This is a genomic window from Methanococcoides methylutens, from assembly GCF_000765475.1.
GTDB classification, from domain to species: Archaea; Halobacteriota; Methanosarcinia; order Methanosarcinales; family Methanosarcinaceae; genus Methanococcoides; species Methanococcoides methylutens.
This window is the reverse complement of record NZ_JRHO01000010.1, coordinates 24,305-41,320: the sequence shown is the minus strand read 5'-3', so window position 1 is coordinate 41,320 and position 17,016 is coordinate 24,305. Positions and strand designations below refer to the sequence as shown.

Genomic DNA, 17,016 nt, shown 5'->3' with positions numbered 1-17,016 from the left:
CTACTTTCACTCCATAATAGCTGATATGATCTCATCTATGCTTTTCTGGAGGTCAGAATCATCTGTGATCGGCTTGACCATGGCGACCCTGCATGCTTCCCTTGGTTCTATCCCGGAACTGATAAGCATACCTGCATATATGAGAAGACGGGTGCTTACTCCTTCCTCAAGGCCATGCTGCTTAAAATTACGTATGCGATGACCAATATCCACAAGGGTCCGGGCAGTTTCCTCATCCACGCCACTTTCATGAGCAACTATGTCGGTTTCCAGTTCAGCAGGCGGGTAGTCAAAATCAATAGAAACAAATCTCTGCCTTGTGCTCTGCTTCAGGTCCTTCAGAACGCTCTGGTATCCCGGGTTGTATGAAATGGTCAGCATGAACTCGGGTGGTGCCTGAAGTACAATACCCATTTTCTCGATGGGCATGATGCGCCTGTCATCTGTCAGCGGATGAATTACGACCCTTGTATCCATCCTTGCTTCCACGAACTCGTCAAGGTAACAGATAGCACCGCTCTTCAAAGCAGCTGTTAAGGGTCCATCGTTCCATTCGGTTCCTTCACCTTTTATCAGGAACCTCCCGATAAGATCGTTAGCTGTCAGGTCCTCATGACAGGAGATCGTAATAAGAGGACGACCAAGATGGTAGGCCATATATTCAATAAAACGTGTTTTCCCACAACCGGTTGGTCCTTTGAGACTTACAGGCAGTTTATTTTCATAAGCAGCCCTGAAGATCTCGACCTCATTTCCGACAGGAACGTAGTATGGTTCTTCTTTAATGACGCATTCTTCAACACGCTGCTGGGAACAGATAATATTGGTCATTGGGATCACTCCTTAACTTTCTGATATAATTTTAGTGTTTAAAGTTGATAATGTTTTGCAGATGAAAGAGGTAGATCGAAAACAAAATCAGACAAAATAAATTAGAGTAAAATCAGAAATATCGATGAAACATAGATGAAAATAGTAGCAATCAAATAAAATAGTTAAAAACAAAAAGAAGAAATTAAAAAGAAAACTTCTTTTGCTGAATAAGTTCTGCCTAATATCAGATAAACCGAATAAATCGATCAACAGATCGATGGAAAAAACATTGGAAATCAAATTATTTCATCGGTATTCTGATAAACGCCTGTCCTGAACTTGAATAGAACCCATTACATTCTTCTTCGTACATCATCTGCCCAGATTCTTCTTCCTCTTGTGCTGATTCTGAATCTCTCAAATCGTTCCCCTCTGTATCAGGCTTAATTGCCTGCAATTATGGGATGTAATATAACATCCTCATAATAATTATGAGAGTGGCTGATATAAATAGATTTTGTATGAACTATGGGAAGAACAGTATCTAAAAAAACATAGAAAACAAATTGTTTGCGATGAATTTTAGAATCCTAAAGAAAAATATAAAATGTAACGATATATCAGCATACATCCAGTTTATCCATATCATCAAATGTGTTAATGTTGATAAAAGTCCTTAAATGCGGATCTACTTCACGGATACGCTCCATTTCAACGCCTATAACGTCATCCAGTTCAAAGACCGGCGCAAGTATGAACCTCTTTCCTGAGCCTATCGATTTTTCGATCAAAGGCAACAGAGGTGCAACACGATAAACACCACACAATGGCTCCATAGAACCATCCAAGCGCAAGGGTACTGCTGCATCATGCCCTTCTGCACACTGGAACATGAACTCAACGACCTTCGGGTCAATAAAGGGCATGTCACATGCAGTCACAAAGATATACTCTCCCTTTGCTGCCTTGAAACCCTCAAGTATCCCTGCCAGGGGTCCTATATCAGAATAACTGTCAGGAACCATCTTTTTGCCACGGGCATGTGACTCGAATTCTTTTTCCTGCTTTTCATCTCTGACAGAAACCAGCACTTCATCAACTACATCATCAAGCATATTGATGGTTCTTTCCAGCACAGACTTCCCATCACATTTCATAAGGGCCTTTTCCATATTTCCAAGGCGTCTGCCACGCCCGCCTGCAAGGATCAATGCTGATATTGTCATCTTAAATTGTAATTGAGAATGATGATACAAAAAGATGCGTATAGCTTTACACAGAAATAATTAAGTCTGAAAATAACATAAATATGTTCATGAAAATTAATCCTGAATCTGAAACTATTGAGATGCTTGCAAAGACAATACTTGTTGCAGCAAGGACAGCACCTAAAGCAAAAGGAAAGGACGATATTGTAACAGCATTACTGGAAACAGAAGATGTGGAAAACCTTGCGTCATCCATGGAAGAGATGGCAGAAAAGAAGGGAGATGGATTTGCATTCTTCAAGCGTGATGCACAGAATGTACGCAATGCAGATGCAGTATTACTTATCGGTTTCAAGACCGAAAGTGTCGTTGGTCTTAACTGTGGAGCCTGTGGTTTTGAAAGCTGCAAGGATATGTTCCAGCAATCAAAGGTAAACGTTGATTTCACAGGTCCACACTGTTCTTTCAAGTACATTGACATGGGTATTGCACTGGGAAGCGCTGCTGCAAGAGCAAAGGACCTCTGTGTTGACAACAGGGTAATGTACTCGGTAGGTGCCGGAGCCTTATCAGCCGGACTTCTGGATGCTGACATCGCATGTGGAATGCCTCTCAGCATCAAGGGCAAGAACCTGTTCTTTGACAGGAAATAAGGAATATTGAGACTTATAATTATAGATGGGGGTAGAGGGAGAGGCCATACAGCTCAGACAAGACCCCTACGCCTCTCACTTCTGTACTCATCCACAAGATGCTTCAATTTCTTTTCCTTTTCTTCCTGACGCTTTATCTCAGCTTCCTTTTCCCACTCACCCAGGGCTTCCTGAAGAAGAGCAGGATCCACTACTGCAAGATCGTCAACCCTCTGTATCCTGACATTTTTAAGCAATGGGACATTTGCCCTGAAGAAAACATCCTCTGCAGCATATGTCATATCCGAGTAAGTGATCACAGCACGAACACCTAATTCAACTACCATTGAAGCTGTCACTGAACTCCCACCACTTGCATCCTGAAGGAAGATGACATCCCCTTTCTTAATGCCAAGACGGTCCTTTATTTCAAAAATTGCCTCACGTGTAAAAGAAGGAAGTATCTTTACAGGGATCCCTTCCCCCTTGATCTCCATCTTTCTTATCTGCTTCAACTTCTTGATGTTGTAATGTGCCTTTTTTAGCGACTTTTTAGCCCTGCGCAGGTCTTTCTTCAGAGATGAGATCTTATGTTCACGTATCTCGATCTCCTTGTCCTTGCGGATCTGAAGATGGTTGGCTTTCCTCATATTCTCCAGCTTAAGTTCAAGTTTTGAGATACGCTTATCCTTTGCCTTCAACTCCTTCTTGAGTTCCTGGAGATAATCTCTGAGATTGTTTATCTGGGTATCTTTTAGCTTAAGTTTCTCTGAAATTTTCCTGTCCCTTTCTTCAGTATCTTCAGCAGGAGTTTCCAACACCTTCACAGGTTTCTTCTCAGGAACCGGTAGGCCGGAAACTTTCTCGATGGCTTCACCTATGGAAGCACCCTGGATCACGTACAATTTGATCTTATCCATATCCAGATGCTGAGGTGCTTTCTTTTCAACACGCGAGAACATGTTCTTGTAATTCCGGTAAGCATAAAGAGCCGCGGCAAGAGAGTCACGTTCATGGTCATTAGAATATCCAAAAGGTCTTCCAAGAGCGATCTTCTCCTCAGAGGATATCTCAGCTGAAGGCGTGCTTATCACAGCATTGAAACTGCGCCTTATCCGCTCCACAGAACCCGGAGTTGGTGTGACATCCGTAGCAATGACCGCAGGTTTCCCATATTCAGCAATAAGCTTGACAACTTCATCGTGGGAAATACCACGAATACTTTTCAGAAGCAGAAGCTCAGCATCGAAGGAGAGTATAGCTATTCCTACCGTGGTTCCAGGGTCGATACCCACAATGGTAGGACGTCTTTTGAGTTTCTTCAGGGGAGTGTACTGGATCTTATCCCGCACCACGCTACTTACACGTATCTGGGCATCCGCAGTGGAACCGGAACCAACGGGCACCTGATTCCTCTTTGCATATACTGTGAACTCAGCACGCACATAACCTCCAAACCCACTGGATATCCTGCTTGTATAGGTATATCCGTGTTCCTTTGAAGCTTTCTTCAATATCGCCTCGACCTCGCGGCTCCGTTCCCTCACAGCCCCATGGACCTTACGGCGATACCTGTTCTGACTCCAGCCCCCACGTCCAAGGGAGCGGGCACGACTTACCTTGATCTTCGTGATGTCTTCAAAAAGGGAAACTTCAGAGCCAACTCCCATGCTCGCAAGGCGCGCACATGTCTCTGCCTCCTCGTTTGGATCGAACTGATTGAAGGATAGGCCATTTTCTTTTGCAAGATGTATCAGGGATTTTTTGTGCAGACCGCCTGTAACCTGTACAAGCCGGACACCTTCCGGAAGTTTTTGAAGAAAGCGCACAAGTTCCTTCTTGTCAGGAGCCAGTTCAAAAATATTATCCACTGCGATATATTCAGGATGCTCTTCGCGAATCATCTTCAATATACGCGGAAGGCGCACCATTTTATGGTGGGTTACATCTCCCTCTTTCAGCACAGCAACTGCATACCTTGGCAATTCCCGAGCCCTGGAGGAGCCTTTTGCGATATCAATGCCAAATATTACCCTGGTTTGATAATCTGGATTTTGCATAATCTACCATCATCACATAGAGTTTGATCAGATGCCCCCATGTAATATATGTTAAAGAGAAATATATAGACAGTTGGTTCCATTTAAAGGAAAAATAGATGTGAGCAAAATAATAATTAAATTATAAAATAATAATTAAATTATAAAAATCGAGCTTTGGCTAAAAAAGTAGAAAGGAATATTCTGGAGCAGAACCAGAATTTCCATAATAATTATTTTAAACTAACATACAGTTCTGATTTTAACCTTTATACATTTTCTTTGATCTGGGAAATTACCTCATCCAGATCCTTCTCAAGATTGTACTTCCGCCTGAAATGTGTAAGTACATTGAAAACATCCCTCTCAAGAAGCTCATCTGCATGCGGATGCTCCACTGTAACATACTGAGGCCAGTCTATGAACTCCACACCTTCATCACTGACGAAGATATTGTACTCACTAAGGTCAGAATGTATTATTCCTTCAGAGTAAACGATCTTTATCTGTGAAAGGATCTCATCGAGAACCCATTCCGGTTCCAGAAGTCTGGTCTTTACAAGAATGCTTCCCTTTGCGGGAGCCATGACAATTGCATGTCTGTTGTGATCAAGAGGTTTAGGTATTGATATCTTGCCATATAATGTCTGCATGATATCATACTCCCTTTTGGCCGCAAGTCTGGCTGCGTATATCCAGGAGAAGTGTTCACGGTCAACAAGGTGGTCACGCACTCTTTTTACGCGTTTAAAACTTGTCCTTCCTTCCCTATGGAACTTGATGATAACAGGGATAGGATCTGCAATAGCTAATTCAGGTTCCTGAATGGCTTCATGGACCACTGATTCCTTGCCGACACCGATCTCATCACCTATGGCGCTGACAACGCCCCTTTTAACAAACGTGTTCAATGCAAGTGCATCATATCCGTCAAAATAGATCTGATAGCCCTCATAGGGGGTTTTCGTACCAACTACTATGTTGGATTTGTAAAGCTTAAAAAGCCTGTACTCAAGTTGATCAAAATTAAGTTTGGTATATTTACGGATCTCTTCGAGGGGGACCCATTCAAAATTTTTCATCCCGATCTCAATACCGGTCAGGATTCTGAGGTCCTTACTATCCAGTGTCCTGAAGAACTTGAGTACATCGTCTATCATCGGCAGTAATTGTCCTGAATATTAAAGAGCTTTGTGTTACCAAATCAAAAATGAGAAGAAAACCTATGCCATTATGACATACGTTTTTTAGCATCTTCGACCTCACCAATGATGTCAGGATATTCACGGAAAACAGAAAGGATATCAAGAGCTGCCACAAGGTCCACAAGACCAAGAGCTCCTAAAACCTCTCCATCGGCTGACCTGATCGGGACCACGACAACAGCTTTGCCCTTGTAGACACCCTCCATAGGAACTTTCCTGATGATCATATTCTTTTCCAACACCTCTTCCAGAACAGGACCGCTATAATCATCATCGATTATCTGACCCTTCTCCATTCGGATCCCATGGAAGCTCTTGCTTCGGATAGTAGTAGGGATTCCGAGAAGCGAATGTACCGCTTCTGCAATTGGCTTAAGGTCTTCAGAAGTTGAATCCGGACAGATCTTCAAACACATCATATTATTACATCCCACTTAAAATTGAAACATTTAGTTATTTTGTTTTTAAGGTATTCCTAAAGGGTAAGACAATAGAAATATCTGTTCATTCGCTTTTGTGTTTTATATTGGAAACATATTCGTAGGCACCAAACGCTGCAATAGAGCCATCACTTACGGCAGTTATAACCTGACGCAGAATACCTGCCCTGCAGTCCCCAACTGCAAATATGCCATCAACTGATGTAGCCATTCTCTCATCGGTTATGATGAAACCGGAAGCATCTTTATCAACATCAACAAATTCAGTATTTGGCTCAATGCCAACGTAGATGAAGATGCCGTCAATAGGAGTTCTCCACACCTCATCTGTAACGGTGTTTCTAAGTACGACCTCCCTTACAACTGAATCACCAATGATCTCTTCAAGGACGGTGTTCCATGAGAACTCAACGTTGGGCTTCGCAAAAGCCCTGTCCTGAAGTATCTGTGATGCCCGAAGCGTATCCCTGCGATGCACAACACATGCAGAAGCTGCAATGTTTGAAAGGATCAATACATCGGTAAGTGCAGATTCGCCTCCTCCCACAACGATAACATTGCGGCCCTTGAAGAAAGGACCATCGCACGTAGCACAATATGAAACCCCTTTTCCACGAAACTCTTCCTCCCCGGGAACACCGAGATGTCGTGGGTTTGCGCCTGTGGCAATTATGACACTGAACGTTTCCAGATCACCGGATTCTGTACTGATGATCTTTCGATCACCCTCCGACCGGATTCCAAGAATCTCCCTGCTCTCCACTACAACACCGGCTGTTTTTGCATGTTCGGAGAACTTATCCATCAGGTCCATACCACTTATGGAAGGAAAACCCGGATAGTTCTCTACTTCACCGGTTGTCGCGATTTGGCCACTGACAAATCCTTTCTCGAGAACGAGTGTGTTCAACCCGTAACGAACAGCATATATTCCGGCAGACAGGCCACCCGGGCCACCGCCTACAATAATTAGATCGTATACCATTTTGAGCTACCTCATCAGGATATTTTCGAAAGCGCTTCTTCCTTGCCAGGGACGCCTATAAAAGCAATCTCACCATCGATTATAGTTGTTGGAACAGACATGATCGAATACTTTTCCGAGAGTTCGTCACCCTCCGGAGTATCATAATCTACCTCCTCATAATCAAAGTCACGTTCCGATCTAAGATCATTCCAGAACTTTCTGGCAGCAGGACAAACATGACACCATGAAGCATGAATAAGAGTTACTTTTACCATAAACTACCTCCCCTTGTTTGTAAAACAACAGAATATAATATGTAGCTCATCTTTTAAAAATACATACTAAAAAGTGAAAAATAAAAAGGTTTCGAAAAACCTTCTGCCTTCACTGAACATTAAGCCAGACAGGATCAAGCTGCCCGGAATATCGAGTACCAGCATACTCGAAAACGACCATAGGTTCTTCTATGGCAACCCAACCAGATATAGCCGGAGTTATATTCCATGTCTTCTTGACAGTCTCACCCGGACCAATGCTTCCAAATGATAATGCAGGCTTTTTAACTTTGACAGTTCCCGGGAAATTGGCAATTACTGCTAAGTTATCATAGGATTGCTGCGAGAAGTTCTTGATCCATATATCCACTGCTGCCTTCGAACCTGCAGAGTACTGATGAGCAGGTACGAATTTAATGAACTGTGCAAGAGCTTCTTTTTCCACCGGCACAGCAGTAGAAATATCCAGTAACGGAGTGCTGCCACCACCGGACTTATCCTTTTTATTCAAGATAATACCTAGAGCCAACACAGCAACTGTTACCCCTGAAATTAGAGGAATATTATTGATGATCGGATCAACCGGTGTAGCGGGAACTTCTATATTTTCAAGCGTTTCAGAAGCAGATATCGGTCCATCAAGATCTACTTTTGTAATGACCCAGAGAGCACCCACTTTCTGGACCCTGAAGTATATCAGTTTCTGTTCTGTACCAGCAGCTTTGTTCTTTTCAAAATGTGTAACCTCACATACTGCAGTTGTATAACCAACATCTCCATCAACCACAGTATCCTTCAGTTCGAACTGTTTTATGGAATCAATTAGTATACCCCTGTTATTGAACTTGATCTCCAATGTCGCAGGAACAAGGAAATCTTTCCCTTCATAATAAGAAAATGCCGTATTAAGATCACCATTATTAAATGAAGTCAAAAATGAAGTTATAGTCTCATTTACCTCTTCATCGGAACTTGAACCCAGGCACCCACTACAAGTGACCAGCAACAAGGCAATGCACATTAATGTACAAAAAAATGTTTTTCCCAACACTACCACCATATGAAAATAACTCCTTGTATAACCTATGCATTTCTAAATATGCATACAACCAGATACAATTTTTACCACATTATTTTTAGATTAATAACCTGAAGGCAATATAATACACTAAGATAAATTAATGGTCAAAATAATATAAATATTGATATTCACGGTTTTAAAAATAAAAAAGAATAAGGTGAATTAATTCACCTTATGCCTTGAGGGCAATATTTGTGTCCAGACCAAAGGATGGTGCTGTAAACTTCGCAGTAGTTGATGAACCAGCTTCAGGAGTTAGTATTAGGCTGAATGTTGATCTTGGTTCGATTGTAAGCCCGGTATTATCGAGACTGCCAGACGATACAGTCAAATCACCAACAGCTGTGTTACCTGTTGCAGCATTGCCTACAGTAGAGATGTAGATCGTAACAAAATCTCCCTGGTTCATAATTGGACTATCCTGTGAGAATGACTCGTCATCATCCCTCATCTTCTCAACAGTGAAGAAGTACTTGCCGTTCTCACCGACACCAGTTGTGTTGTTTGTGAGTAACTGAATTGTATTTGCGGAAGCGTTTGCAGATGAAGAGAAACCAGCCATGGCAGTACTATGTGTTTTATCATTACCAGCATAGACAAGATCATTTGTAGTCACACCATCGGTCACAGTAATGACAAACTGATTAAGGTCCATGGCAGAACTACCAATATTGAGTGCTACTTTGACCTTGAGAAGGTCAACGGTGTCAGAGAGCTCGGTACCATTACTGGACCTTACACCTTCAATGCTCTTGATCATCATGTTGGTTGATACTTCCTGAGCAGCTTGTGTACCAGTTGACTGTGCCCTATCCTGAAGAACACCAGATGTCTGGATCAATACCGCGGCAGCTACCGCAGCTACCAATACCATTGCGATGAAGATGATAAGTGTGCCTATACCTACTTGTCCACACTCATCTTTTCTCATCAGATGCCTGTTTGCTTTCATTTATTCATCTCCTCATAAGTTATATTCGATCATTGAATTATGATTATGTCATGTATTTTTCATTCAAATTCAGAGTTGAATGCTAAACTTTGAATCGTTTGGAACCCATTTTATGGAATTATCTGGATATCCCCGGTTGTCATTGAATTAAGGCTCAAGCCTGAATCCAGAACAAGTATCGAGGCATTTAAGTAATTGTTTTCATCCTTTCTAAAGCTTATAGCCCAAACAAACAATGCTACATATTACTTAAAGTTAATATCATTATAATCATTATGAGTCTGAAGAATATCGTATAAATACTCACCGGTTGGAGATTTCAAATAAACCTTTGCTTCAAACGTAAACGACTGGATTTTTTGTATAAGAAGTTATTATATAATTAGAAAAGATGAATAGAAAGAATCCAGTACTACTTTTAAGCACAGCAATTTGCATTGCTATCACAACTATGCATTTTAACCTTTGCAGCAATTATTACTAAAAAAGACATTCGAAAAGATAAAACAGCCGTCACTACAGAATTGATATTAGTAGGCTAATTATAACGATCGTATCTATTTAACAGTCTTGTGTACCCTAACTACCTACCAAAATAATTCAGAACATGAAATGCCTGTACACTATATAGCAGCAATACTTGAGAATATTTTATAATCCGCAAAACGTATATACAATAAGTATTATGTACATCATTAGACATCATTGTACACAAGTGGTTATTATGCATTCTGCAATACATAAAATAATAAATTCAACTGAAAATAGGGTTAAAAAACTTTATGAATTTAAAAATAATAGCATACCCCTAGATAATTCCACACCCAATACACAAAACATAATCAACTCAATATTATCGAAAAAACAGAAGGGAAAAGCTCCTATCATTTCTGAGGTAAAGCCAGCATCCCCATCAATGAAAATAAGAGATATAGATCCTACCGAAGCAAAGAGAATAGCCACAGAAATGGAAAAGGCCGGAGCTGTTGCAATCTCTGTCCTAACTGAACCTGAATTTTTTAACGGATCCACAGATAACCTGACAGCGGTCAGGGAAAATATATCATTGCCAGTCCTCAGAAAGGACTTTATAATTGACAAGGTCCAGTTCGATGAAGTTAAAAGTGACCTTATACTGCTTATTGCAGGACTTCTAAATGAGAAACTTGAAGATTTCATCCTATATGCACGTTCAAAGGGATTCGAACCTCTGGTCGAAGTGCACAATGAAGAAGAACTGCTCAATGCACTTGACACCTCAGCAAGGATCATTGGAATTAACAACAGGAACCTTACAACAATGCAAGTGGACATTGCAACAACAGAAGAACTTATACCAATAATAAAAGAACACGATCGCATGAGCGATACTGAACATCTCATAATAAGTGAAAGTGGAGTTCATACTGCAGATGATGTGAGAAGGATGATCTCAGCTGGTGCCGATGCGATACTCATTGGAACATCCATCGTGAAAAATGACGATATTTACAGCAAGACAAAAGAGCTTGTTGATGCTCTTGACTGAAATACAATTGACAATTAGGAGGAAATGAAATGAGTGGACCAAAGTATGGCAAGTACGGAGGACAATTTGTCCCTGAGATACTTATGCCCGCACTTGAGGAACTTGAGGAAGGGTATGAAAAATATAAAAATGATCCAGAATTCCTGAAGGAACTGGATTATTACCTCAAGGACTTTGCCGGACGTGAGACCCCATTGTATTATGCAAAGAACATGAGCAAGAAATACGGTGTTAAGATCTACCTGAAAAGAGAGGATCTCGTACACGGTGGAGCACACAAACTGAACAATACCATCGGCCAGGCACTGCTTGCAAAATACATGGGTAAGACAAGACTTGTAGCTGAGACCGGAGCAGGACAGCATGGAACTGCAACCGCTATGGCAGGTACGAACATGGGATTCCAGACCCACGTTTACATGGGGGCAAAGGACACCGTCAGGCAACGAATGAATGTTTACCGCATGGAGCTTATGGGAACGGAAGTACATCCCGTAGAATCCGGTTCAAAGACGCTCAAAGATGCAATCAATGAAGCTTTACGGGATTGGGTCTCAAATGTCGAGGAAACTCACTACCTTATAGGTTCAGTAGTGGGACCACATCCATACCCAATGATGGTCAGGGATTTCCAGAGTGTGATAGGAAATGAGGTCAAACAGCAGATAATGGATAAGGAAGGACGTTACCCTGATTCCATAGTAGCCTGCACAGGTGGTGGCAGTAATGCCATGGGGATCTTCCATCCGTTTGTTGAAGAGAAAAACGTGAAGCTTGTTGCTGTGGAAGCCGGAGGTAGCGGGATGAAACAGACAGAAGGAGCTGCACTCCACTCCGCATCACTTTCAGTGGGAGAAGATGGCGTCCTCCAGGGAGCTCGCACCCGTATCCTGCAGGACAAACATGGACAGATCCTGGAATCAAGTTCTGTTTCTGCCGGACTGGACTATTCCGGAGTGGGACCTGAACTGGCATATCTTGCAGATATTGGCAGACTTACACCGCGCGTTGCAAATGATGACATGGCACTCAATGCATTCCATGAACTAAGCCTTATGGAAGGCATCATCCCGGCACTGGAATCATCACACGCAGTTGCCCATGTCATGGAAGCAGCAGAATCAGGAGAGCTTGGTGAACTTGTGGTTATCAACCTTTCAGGAAGAGGAGACAAAGACCTTGAAGCTGTTCGAAAGATCGACAGGGGTGAGTAAAATGCAATTATCTACTAAATTCATTGAACTTAATGCTAAGAAAGAAGCTGCTTTACTGGCATATGTTTGCGCAGGAGATCCAAATATTGAGGCAACACCAGCAATCGTTGATTCACTTATAAAAGGCGGTGCCGACATCATCGAACTGGGATTACCTTTTTCAGACCCTGTTGCAGACGGACCTACGATACAGGAAGCATCCGAAAGAGCACTTGCAGCCGGAATGAACCCTGACAGGTACTTTGAACTGGTTGCATCCCTTGATGTTGATGTACCTCTTGTCTGCATGACATACTATAACCTGATATTCCAGCGAGGTCTTGACAAATTCGTGAAAGATTGTGTAAACTCCGGCATTAGCGGACTTATAGTACCAGACCTGCCTGCAGAGGAAAGTGAAGAACTTGCAAGATCATGTTCAACTAACGGTGTAGACCTGATCTTCCTGATAGCACCTGTTACCACAGATGAGAGAATAAAGATGATACTGGAAAAAAGTTCCGGCTTTGTTTACATTGTCTCAAGACTTGGCGTTACAGGAGCACGTTCAGAGGTCACCGATGCTACTGCACAGATACTTTCCAGGGTGAAGACCGACATACCAAAAGCTGTCGGATTTGGGATCTCGAACGGAGAACAGGCTTCAAAAGTTGTTGCAGCAGGAGCTGACGGCATTATCGTGGGATCTGCTTTTGTGGACATCGTCGCATCCGGAGACAATGTTAACAAACGTCTTGAAGAACTTGCAAGCGATATTAAAAGCGGATGCAAGGTCTGAGAAATAGTAAAATTTGGTTAAGTATGCCATTATATAAGGGAATACAATCGAATATAATAAAATGCAAAACTAAATGAAAATTAAACAAAAAGATAACAAAGAAGGTCCTTGATAAACTCAAAGACCTTTTTTCGTTAAGATTTTTTTTAAAGTGTCTTTATTAGGATCTTCTCATTCGAACAACTGGTCTACAAACCATTGCGGATCAAATTTCCTAAGATCATCATATCCCTGACCCATTCCAAGGAAAAGGATCGGTTTTCCAGTGATATATGCGATAGAGATCGCTGCGCCACCTTTTGAATCTGCATCTGTTTTTGTCAGTATGGACCCATCGATAGGGACAGCAGCGTTGAACTGCTCTGCACGCTCTACAGCATCGTTCCCTGCAACGGCCTCATCAACAAAGATGATAAGATCAGGAGTGCTTACACGACAAACCTTTTCAAGCTGTGCCATGAGATTCACATTGGTGTGCATCCTGCCTGCAGTATCAGAAAGAATGACATCCACATTGTGGGCCTTTGCATGCTGTACCGCATCATAGACAACAGCAGCAGGATCGCCGCCTTCCTGATGTTTTATCAGTTTTACGCCAATTCGTTCTGCATGGATAGCGATCTGGTCAATAGCCCCTGCCCTGAAAGTGTCACCTGCTGCAATGACAACAGAATATTTCATATCTTTCAGACGTTTTGCCATCTTGGAGATCGTTGTGGTCTTGCCGGTTCCGTTAATGCCTATGAAAACTATATGAACAGGCTTATCAGCCTTTTCTATATATTCGTCAAGGTCGAAAACATTAGCAGACATCACATTATAAATGGCAGTCCTAAGAGCCTGCTCCACATGTTCACCAGTGTTACTTCCAATCTTTTTACGGCTGCCCACAAGTTCTGCTTTGACAGCTTCGACAATAGCTTCAGCAACGGTAATAGCAATATCACTTTCAAGCAATGCCACCTCCAGTTCCCAGAGGGAATCGCTGATATCACCCTCGTCCAGTATGACCTCACGCTCAAAAACAAGAGCTTTGGCCTTCTGGGCAAAGCCTATTTTCTGCTTGAATGAGGGTTTTGATTCTGGCTGGACTACAGGAGTAGTTGAAGCTTCAGGAGTGGAAGTTTTTTCCTCTGGAATGACGGACTCTTCGATAGGTTCGGCAACCAACTCTTCAGCTGGTACTTCAACAGATTCTACCACCGGCTCTTCAAGATCAACTGCTTTCTCATCGATCGTTTTTCCAATCGATTGCTTGAAATTACTGAGTTTATCCTTGAGTTTATTGAACACGCAAACTCATCCTTAAAAATAATAAAAATAAAAAAAGTATCAGAACTTCATGAACAGGATCACTGCGGACTTCTGTTACCAACCATAGATTCTATGGACTGGATACGCTGTCCGACCTGAGCAATTGATCCATTCAAGCGTTCAACTACCTTATTTAGCTCTTCTTTGCGCTGATTAAGGAGTTCCTTTGCTTCAGCAGGGGGTTTCTCCACGCTTATGCCTGCACCAACACTTACAACAACCTTCTCGAGATTTGCGACATTTGCATGTACGAATGCACCGCCTCCAAGAGGAAGCATCGTGTTGATACTGCCGGAAACAGCTTCAAGTTCCTCGAGAGTTCCTATTGCACGTGTGCACTCTTCGATGGACATCTGAACCATTCCCATCTGCTGCTGCAGGGATTCTGCCTGATTCTGGAGCTCGCGATGCTGAGATGCGAGATTCCTCACATCCTGCTCACTTAATTCTGACATGTGCTTCACGCCTCTACGATACTATCGATCTTGATCAATGATCTGTTAATATGATGTTTACTGCCGAAAGTGGAATACGTCTTTTCACGAGCATTCTTCTCGTTCTGGCTCTCAACGGTCTTAGTAAAATTTTCCCAAGAATGACCTGCTTTGAATGTGCCTTTGACAACATAATTCTGCATACGGAATCACCTGTTTTATAATTTAAATTTTAACAATAATATGATCAATCAAAGAACAGAGCATCCTCAATCCTACCTAGCTCATGTCCAGTTGTATTGGAACCTGCTACATACCCTTTCGAGTTGGCCAGTAATCCGGAACCTACGGCTTGTGAGCCATAATTTGTAGTTCCCACATCCACAGAAAGTCCGAACACTTCCTCAAGATGCGCAAGTTCCTCCTGCGTCACCATTGGGTGAACCAGAAGTCCCTTGTTAGTAGCTACGCCGGACATTCCAACCGTACCGAGGCCTGCAATTGTACCCCTATGAACATCCACACCAAGAACCCTTGATATAACTTCCATGGACCTGTCACTGATATCCGGATGCACCAGTGCAGACGTATCATTTGCTAATATCACATTCCCAGTGGCAGTGAGCCTGTCTGGAAGCACTTCCACAGGGACATCAACGTCTTTAAGATCGTTGACACTAGCATCCCTGGATAGTAAAAAACCATTCGAGTTGCCCCTGGAAAGAGAACCAACAACAGTACTGCCATTTACCAGTGTAGAGATGACCCTGACATCAAGCAGTTCTGCGATCATATCAATGGCCTTCTTAGTTGTACCAATAGGAACAACTGCCACATCCTCTGTGCATGTGGCAAAAACCCCTAGAACGGGATTGTCGTAAATGTTCACGGTTTTGATCATTATTGTCCTTTATACTTTTGTTGAATATTATCCATCATCGAAAGAAGGATCAGGCAAGTTCTGCCTGAACTTCCCCATCTTCGAACTTAGCTGCACGAATGCGTATTGAAGATGGTGGTTTCTGAGAACCTCTCTCCCAAACCTTGTGGTTGACGGAAGCATCGATCTTGATCTGTGAAGGTTCTGCCTTCATGTGTCTTACCAGATATTTTCTGATAAGTGAAATTGCCCTGCTGGAACGTTTCCACCTTGGTGCAAGCTTTGCCTGGCGTAGTGGAATTGTGTATATCTGTTCCTTTACCGCGTCTTCTGCCATTGTCATCACCTTACTTTACATCTAAACTATTTCTTCTCCAGTGTCTTCTCTTAGGGTGGCTAACAACGTGTCTGTTAGTCTTTATGATAACCCAGGTTGGAACGCGCTGATTCTGATTGTGCGCTTTTGCCAACCTTATTTTCTGTCCTTTTGTATTGTGGCTCACTTATCTCACCTGTGAATTGATTAATTGTAACGCCAATCTAAAAGATTTGCGTCTATAAATCGATTATCCTATAAATTATTAATCTATGTACGATAGATTCCTGCCTTCACATAACAAATTGCTTATTAAATTGCTTATCCAAAACATCGTAAGACTATCAGACACGCCTGATAACCCTCGATTGAACATGTTCCGGAAAGATTTCAAGTACTTTTTCATCACCATATTGCTGCCTTATCAGTTCACGAAGCTCAGTTTCATAGTCTGCTTTTGCAATACTATCACTTTGACCTTCTTCGATCACCAGATATCGGCTCACCAGCAAATTAACGGCACTTCTACCATACCCATGAAGAGGGCATATGTAACTTACACTGAACCGGTCCTCTATGCTTCGAACTTCTGAATCGGTCAGTTTCGGAACACGATCATCGCGCCTGACGCCATCCGCAATCAGAGAGACCTCATCTTCCTTTGCAAGTGTCTCGATCACGGCCTTGTGTATGTAATTGATAGCGTTCCTTGGATAACCATCATCTATTATGATCTCCAAAGCGGATTCTAATATGCACCTGTCAAGTTCCAGTACTCTGTGGGAATAACCCAACTCATCTGCGGCAACCTTTGCAACTTCCCCAACCGGAAGGATAGAGAAACTGCAAGTCACAAGTTCGACATCAAAGAAGGGATCAAGCAATATTGCTGATAGTGAACTATCTTTTCCTCCACTGAACAGTACCTGAGCTTTCATGT

General features: G+C 42.3%; 21 protein-coding genes. 4 read left to right on the top strand and 17 right to left on the bottom strand.

Annotation, left to right across the window (positions count from 1 at the left end; genetic code table 11):
* Positions 1-6: 6 nt before the first annotated feature.
* The 3 genes from LI82_RS05235 to mobA all read right to left on the bottom strand — a co-directional run bounded on the left by LI82_RS05235 (position 7) and on the right by mobA (position 2,039).
* The gene (locus LI82_RS05235) at positions 7-831 is read right to left on the bottom strand and encodes a CbbQ/NirQ/NorQ/GpvN family protein (protein ID WP_048193918.1); all 825 of its coding nucleotides are present in this window, start codon (positions 829-831) and stop codon (positions 7-9) included.
* 283 nt (positions 832-1,114) lie between these two features.
* The gene (locus LI82_RS13060) at positions 1,115-1,270 is read right to left on the bottom strand and encodes a hypothetical protein (protein ID WP_160174948.1); all 156 of its coding nucleotides are present in this window, start codon (positions 1,268-1,270) and stop codon (positions 1,115-1,117) included.
* A gap of 163 nt (positions 1,271-1,433) precedes the next feature.
* The gene (gene mobA, locus LI82_RS05230) at positions 1,434-2,039 is read right to left on the bottom strand and encodes a molybdenum cofactor guanylyltransferase (protein WP_048193917.1); all 606 of its coding nucleotides are present in this window, start codon (positions 2,037-2,039) and stop codon (positions 1,434-1,436) included.
* An 89-nt stretch (positions 2,040-2,128) separates the two neighbouring features.
* Between mobA and LI82_RS05225 the strand changes: the two genes are divergently transcribed.
* Positions 2,129-2,674, top strand: coding sequence for a ferredoxin domain-containing protein (locus tag LI82_RS05225; RefSeq protein WP_048194184.1), 546 nt, complete (start codon positions 2,129-2,131; stop codon positions 2,672-2,674).
* Between the two features lie 53 nt (positions 2,675-2,727).
* Here the strand turns inward: LI82_RS05225 and LI82_RS05220 are convergent, their stop codons facing one another.
* The 7 genes from LI82_RS05220 to LI82_RS05190 all read right to left on the bottom strand — a co-directional run bounded on the left by LI82_RS05220 (position 2,728) and on the right by LI82_RS05190 (position 9,612).
* Entirely contained in the window at positions 2,728-4,713 is a 1,986-nt protein-coding gene (locus LI82_RS05220; protein ID WP_048193916.1) for a DUF460 domain-containing protein, read from the bottom strand.
* A gap of 248 nt (positions 4,714-4,961) precedes the next feature.
* Positions 4,962-5,852, bottom strand: a complete 891-nt coding sequence (locus tag LI82_RS05215) for a serine/threonine-protein kinase RIO2 (RefSeq protein WP_048193915.1) — start codon at positions 5,850-5,852, stop codon at positions 4,962-4,964.
* A gap of 71 nt (positions 5,853-5,923) precedes the next feature.
* Positions 5,924-6,316 (bottom strand): DUF2111 domain-containing protein, encoded by a 393-nt coding sequence (locus LI82_RS05210; protein ID WP_048193914.1) that lies wholly within the window; start codon positions 6,314-6,316, stop codon positions 5,924-5,926.
* Between the two features lie 85 nt (positions 6,317-6,401).
* Positions 6,402-7,322 carry a thioredoxin-disulfide reductase gene (gene trxB, locus LI82_RS05205; protein ID WP_048193913.1) on the bottom strand — a complete coding sequence of 307 codons (921 nt, stop codon included), beginning with the start codon at positions 7,320-7,322 and terminating at the stop codon, positions 6,402-6,404.
* Between the two features lie 14 nt (positions 7,323-7,336).
* Positions 7,337-7,579 (bottom strand): glutaredoxin family protein, encoded by a 243-nt coding sequence (locus LI82_RS05200; protein ID WP_048193912.1) that lies wholly within the window; start codon positions 7,577-7,579, stop codon positions 7,337-7,339.
* 109 nt (positions 7,580-7,688) lie between these two features.
* Complete coding sequence (locus tag LI82_RS05195; RefSeq protein WP_135607246.1) at positions 7,689-8,585, bottom strand: hypothetical protein; 897 nt, start codon at positions 8,583-8,585, stop codon at positions 7,689-7,691.
* Between the two features lie 247 nt (positions 8,586-8,832).
* Entirely contained in the window at positions 8,833-9,612 is a 780-nt protein-coding gene (locus tag LI82_RS05190) for an archaellin/type IV pilin N-terminal domain-containing protein (protein WP_048193910.1), read from the bottom strand.
* A 685-nt stretch (positions 9,613-10,297) separates the two neighbouring features.
* Here LI82_RS05190 and LI82_RS05185 point away from each other — a divergent pair.
* The 3 genes from LI82_RS05185 to trpA are packed head-to-tail and all read left to right on the top strand — an operon-like array spanning position 10,298 to position 13,132.
* Positions 10,298-11,140, top strand: a complete 843-nt coding sequence (locus LI82_RS05185) for an indole-3-glycerol-phosphate synthase (protein WP_330217369.1) — start codon at positions 10,298-10,300, stop codon at positions 11,138-11,140.
* A 29-nt stretch (positions 11,141-11,169) separates the two neighbouring features.
* The gene (gene trpB / locus LI82_RS05180; protein WP_048193908.1) at positions 11,170-12,354 is read left to right on the top strand and encodes a tryptophan synthase subunit beta; all 1,185 of its coding nucleotides are present in this window, start codon (positions 11,170-11,172) and stop codon (positions 12,352-12,354) included.
* A 1-nt stretch (position 12,355) separates the two neighbouring features.
* On the top strand, positions 12,356-13,132 hold the full coding sequence (gene trpA / locus LI82_RS05175; protein WP_048193907.1) for a tryptophan synthase subunit alpha: 777 nt from the start codon (positions 12,356-12,358) through the stop codon (positions 13,130-13,132).
* Between the two features lie 171 nt (positions 13,133-13,303).
* On the opposite strand, the gene ftsY is transcribed toward trpA, so the two are convergent.
* From ftsY to LI82_RS05145, 7 genes are all read right to left on the bottom strand, one after another.
* Positions 13,304-14,425 (bottom strand): signal recognition particle-docking protein FtsY, encoded by a 1,122-nt coding sequence (ftsY, locus tag LI82_RS05170; protein WP_048193906.1) that lies wholly within the window; start codon positions 14,423-14,425, stop codon positions 13,304-13,306.
* Positions 14,426-14,484: 59 nt separating this feature from the next.
* Positions 14,485-14,901 carry a prefoldin subunit alpha gene (pfdA, locus tag LI82_RS05165; protein WP_048193905.1) on the bottom strand — a complete coding sequence of 139 codons (417 nt, stop codon included), beginning with the start codon at positions 14,899-14,901 and terminating at the stop codon, positions 14,485-14,487.
* 5 nt (positions 14,902-14,906) lie between these two features.
* Positions 14,907-15,083, bottom strand: a complete 177-nt coding sequence (gene rpl18a / locus LI82_RS05160; protein ID WP_048193904.1) for a 50S ribosomal protein L18Ae — start codon at positions 15,081-15,083, stop codon at positions 14,907-14,909.
* A 44-nt stretch (positions 15,084-15,127) separates the two neighbouring features.
* Entirely contained in the window at positions 15,128-15,781 is a 654-nt protein-coding gene (locus tag LI82_RS05155; RefSeq protein WP_048193903.1) for a translation initiation factor IF-6, read from the bottom strand.
* A 49-nt stretch (positions 15,782-15,830) separates the two neighbouring features.
* On the bottom strand, positions 15,831-16,097 hold the full coding sequence (locus LI82_RS05150) for a 50S ribosomal protein L31e (RefSeq protein ID WP_048193902.1): 267 nt from the start codon (positions 16,095-16,097) through the stop codon (positions 15,831-15,833).
* A 10-nt stretch (positions 16,098-16,107) separates the two neighbouring features.
* A complete protein-coding gene (locus LI82_RS12715; protein ID WP_081955742.1) occupies positions 16,108-16,263 on the bottom strand; it encodes a 50S ribosomal protein L39e in 156 nt (51 codons plus the stop codon).
* A gap of 157 nt (positions 16,264-16,420) precedes the next feature.
* Positions 16,421-17,014 carry a DUF7411 family protein gene (locus tag LI82_RS05145; protein WP_048193901.1) on the bottom strand — a complete coding sequence of 198 codons (594 nt, stop codon included), beginning with the start codon at positions 17,012-17,014 and terminating at the stop codon, positions 16,421-16,423.
* Positions 17,015-17,016 lie beyond the last annotated feature (2 nt).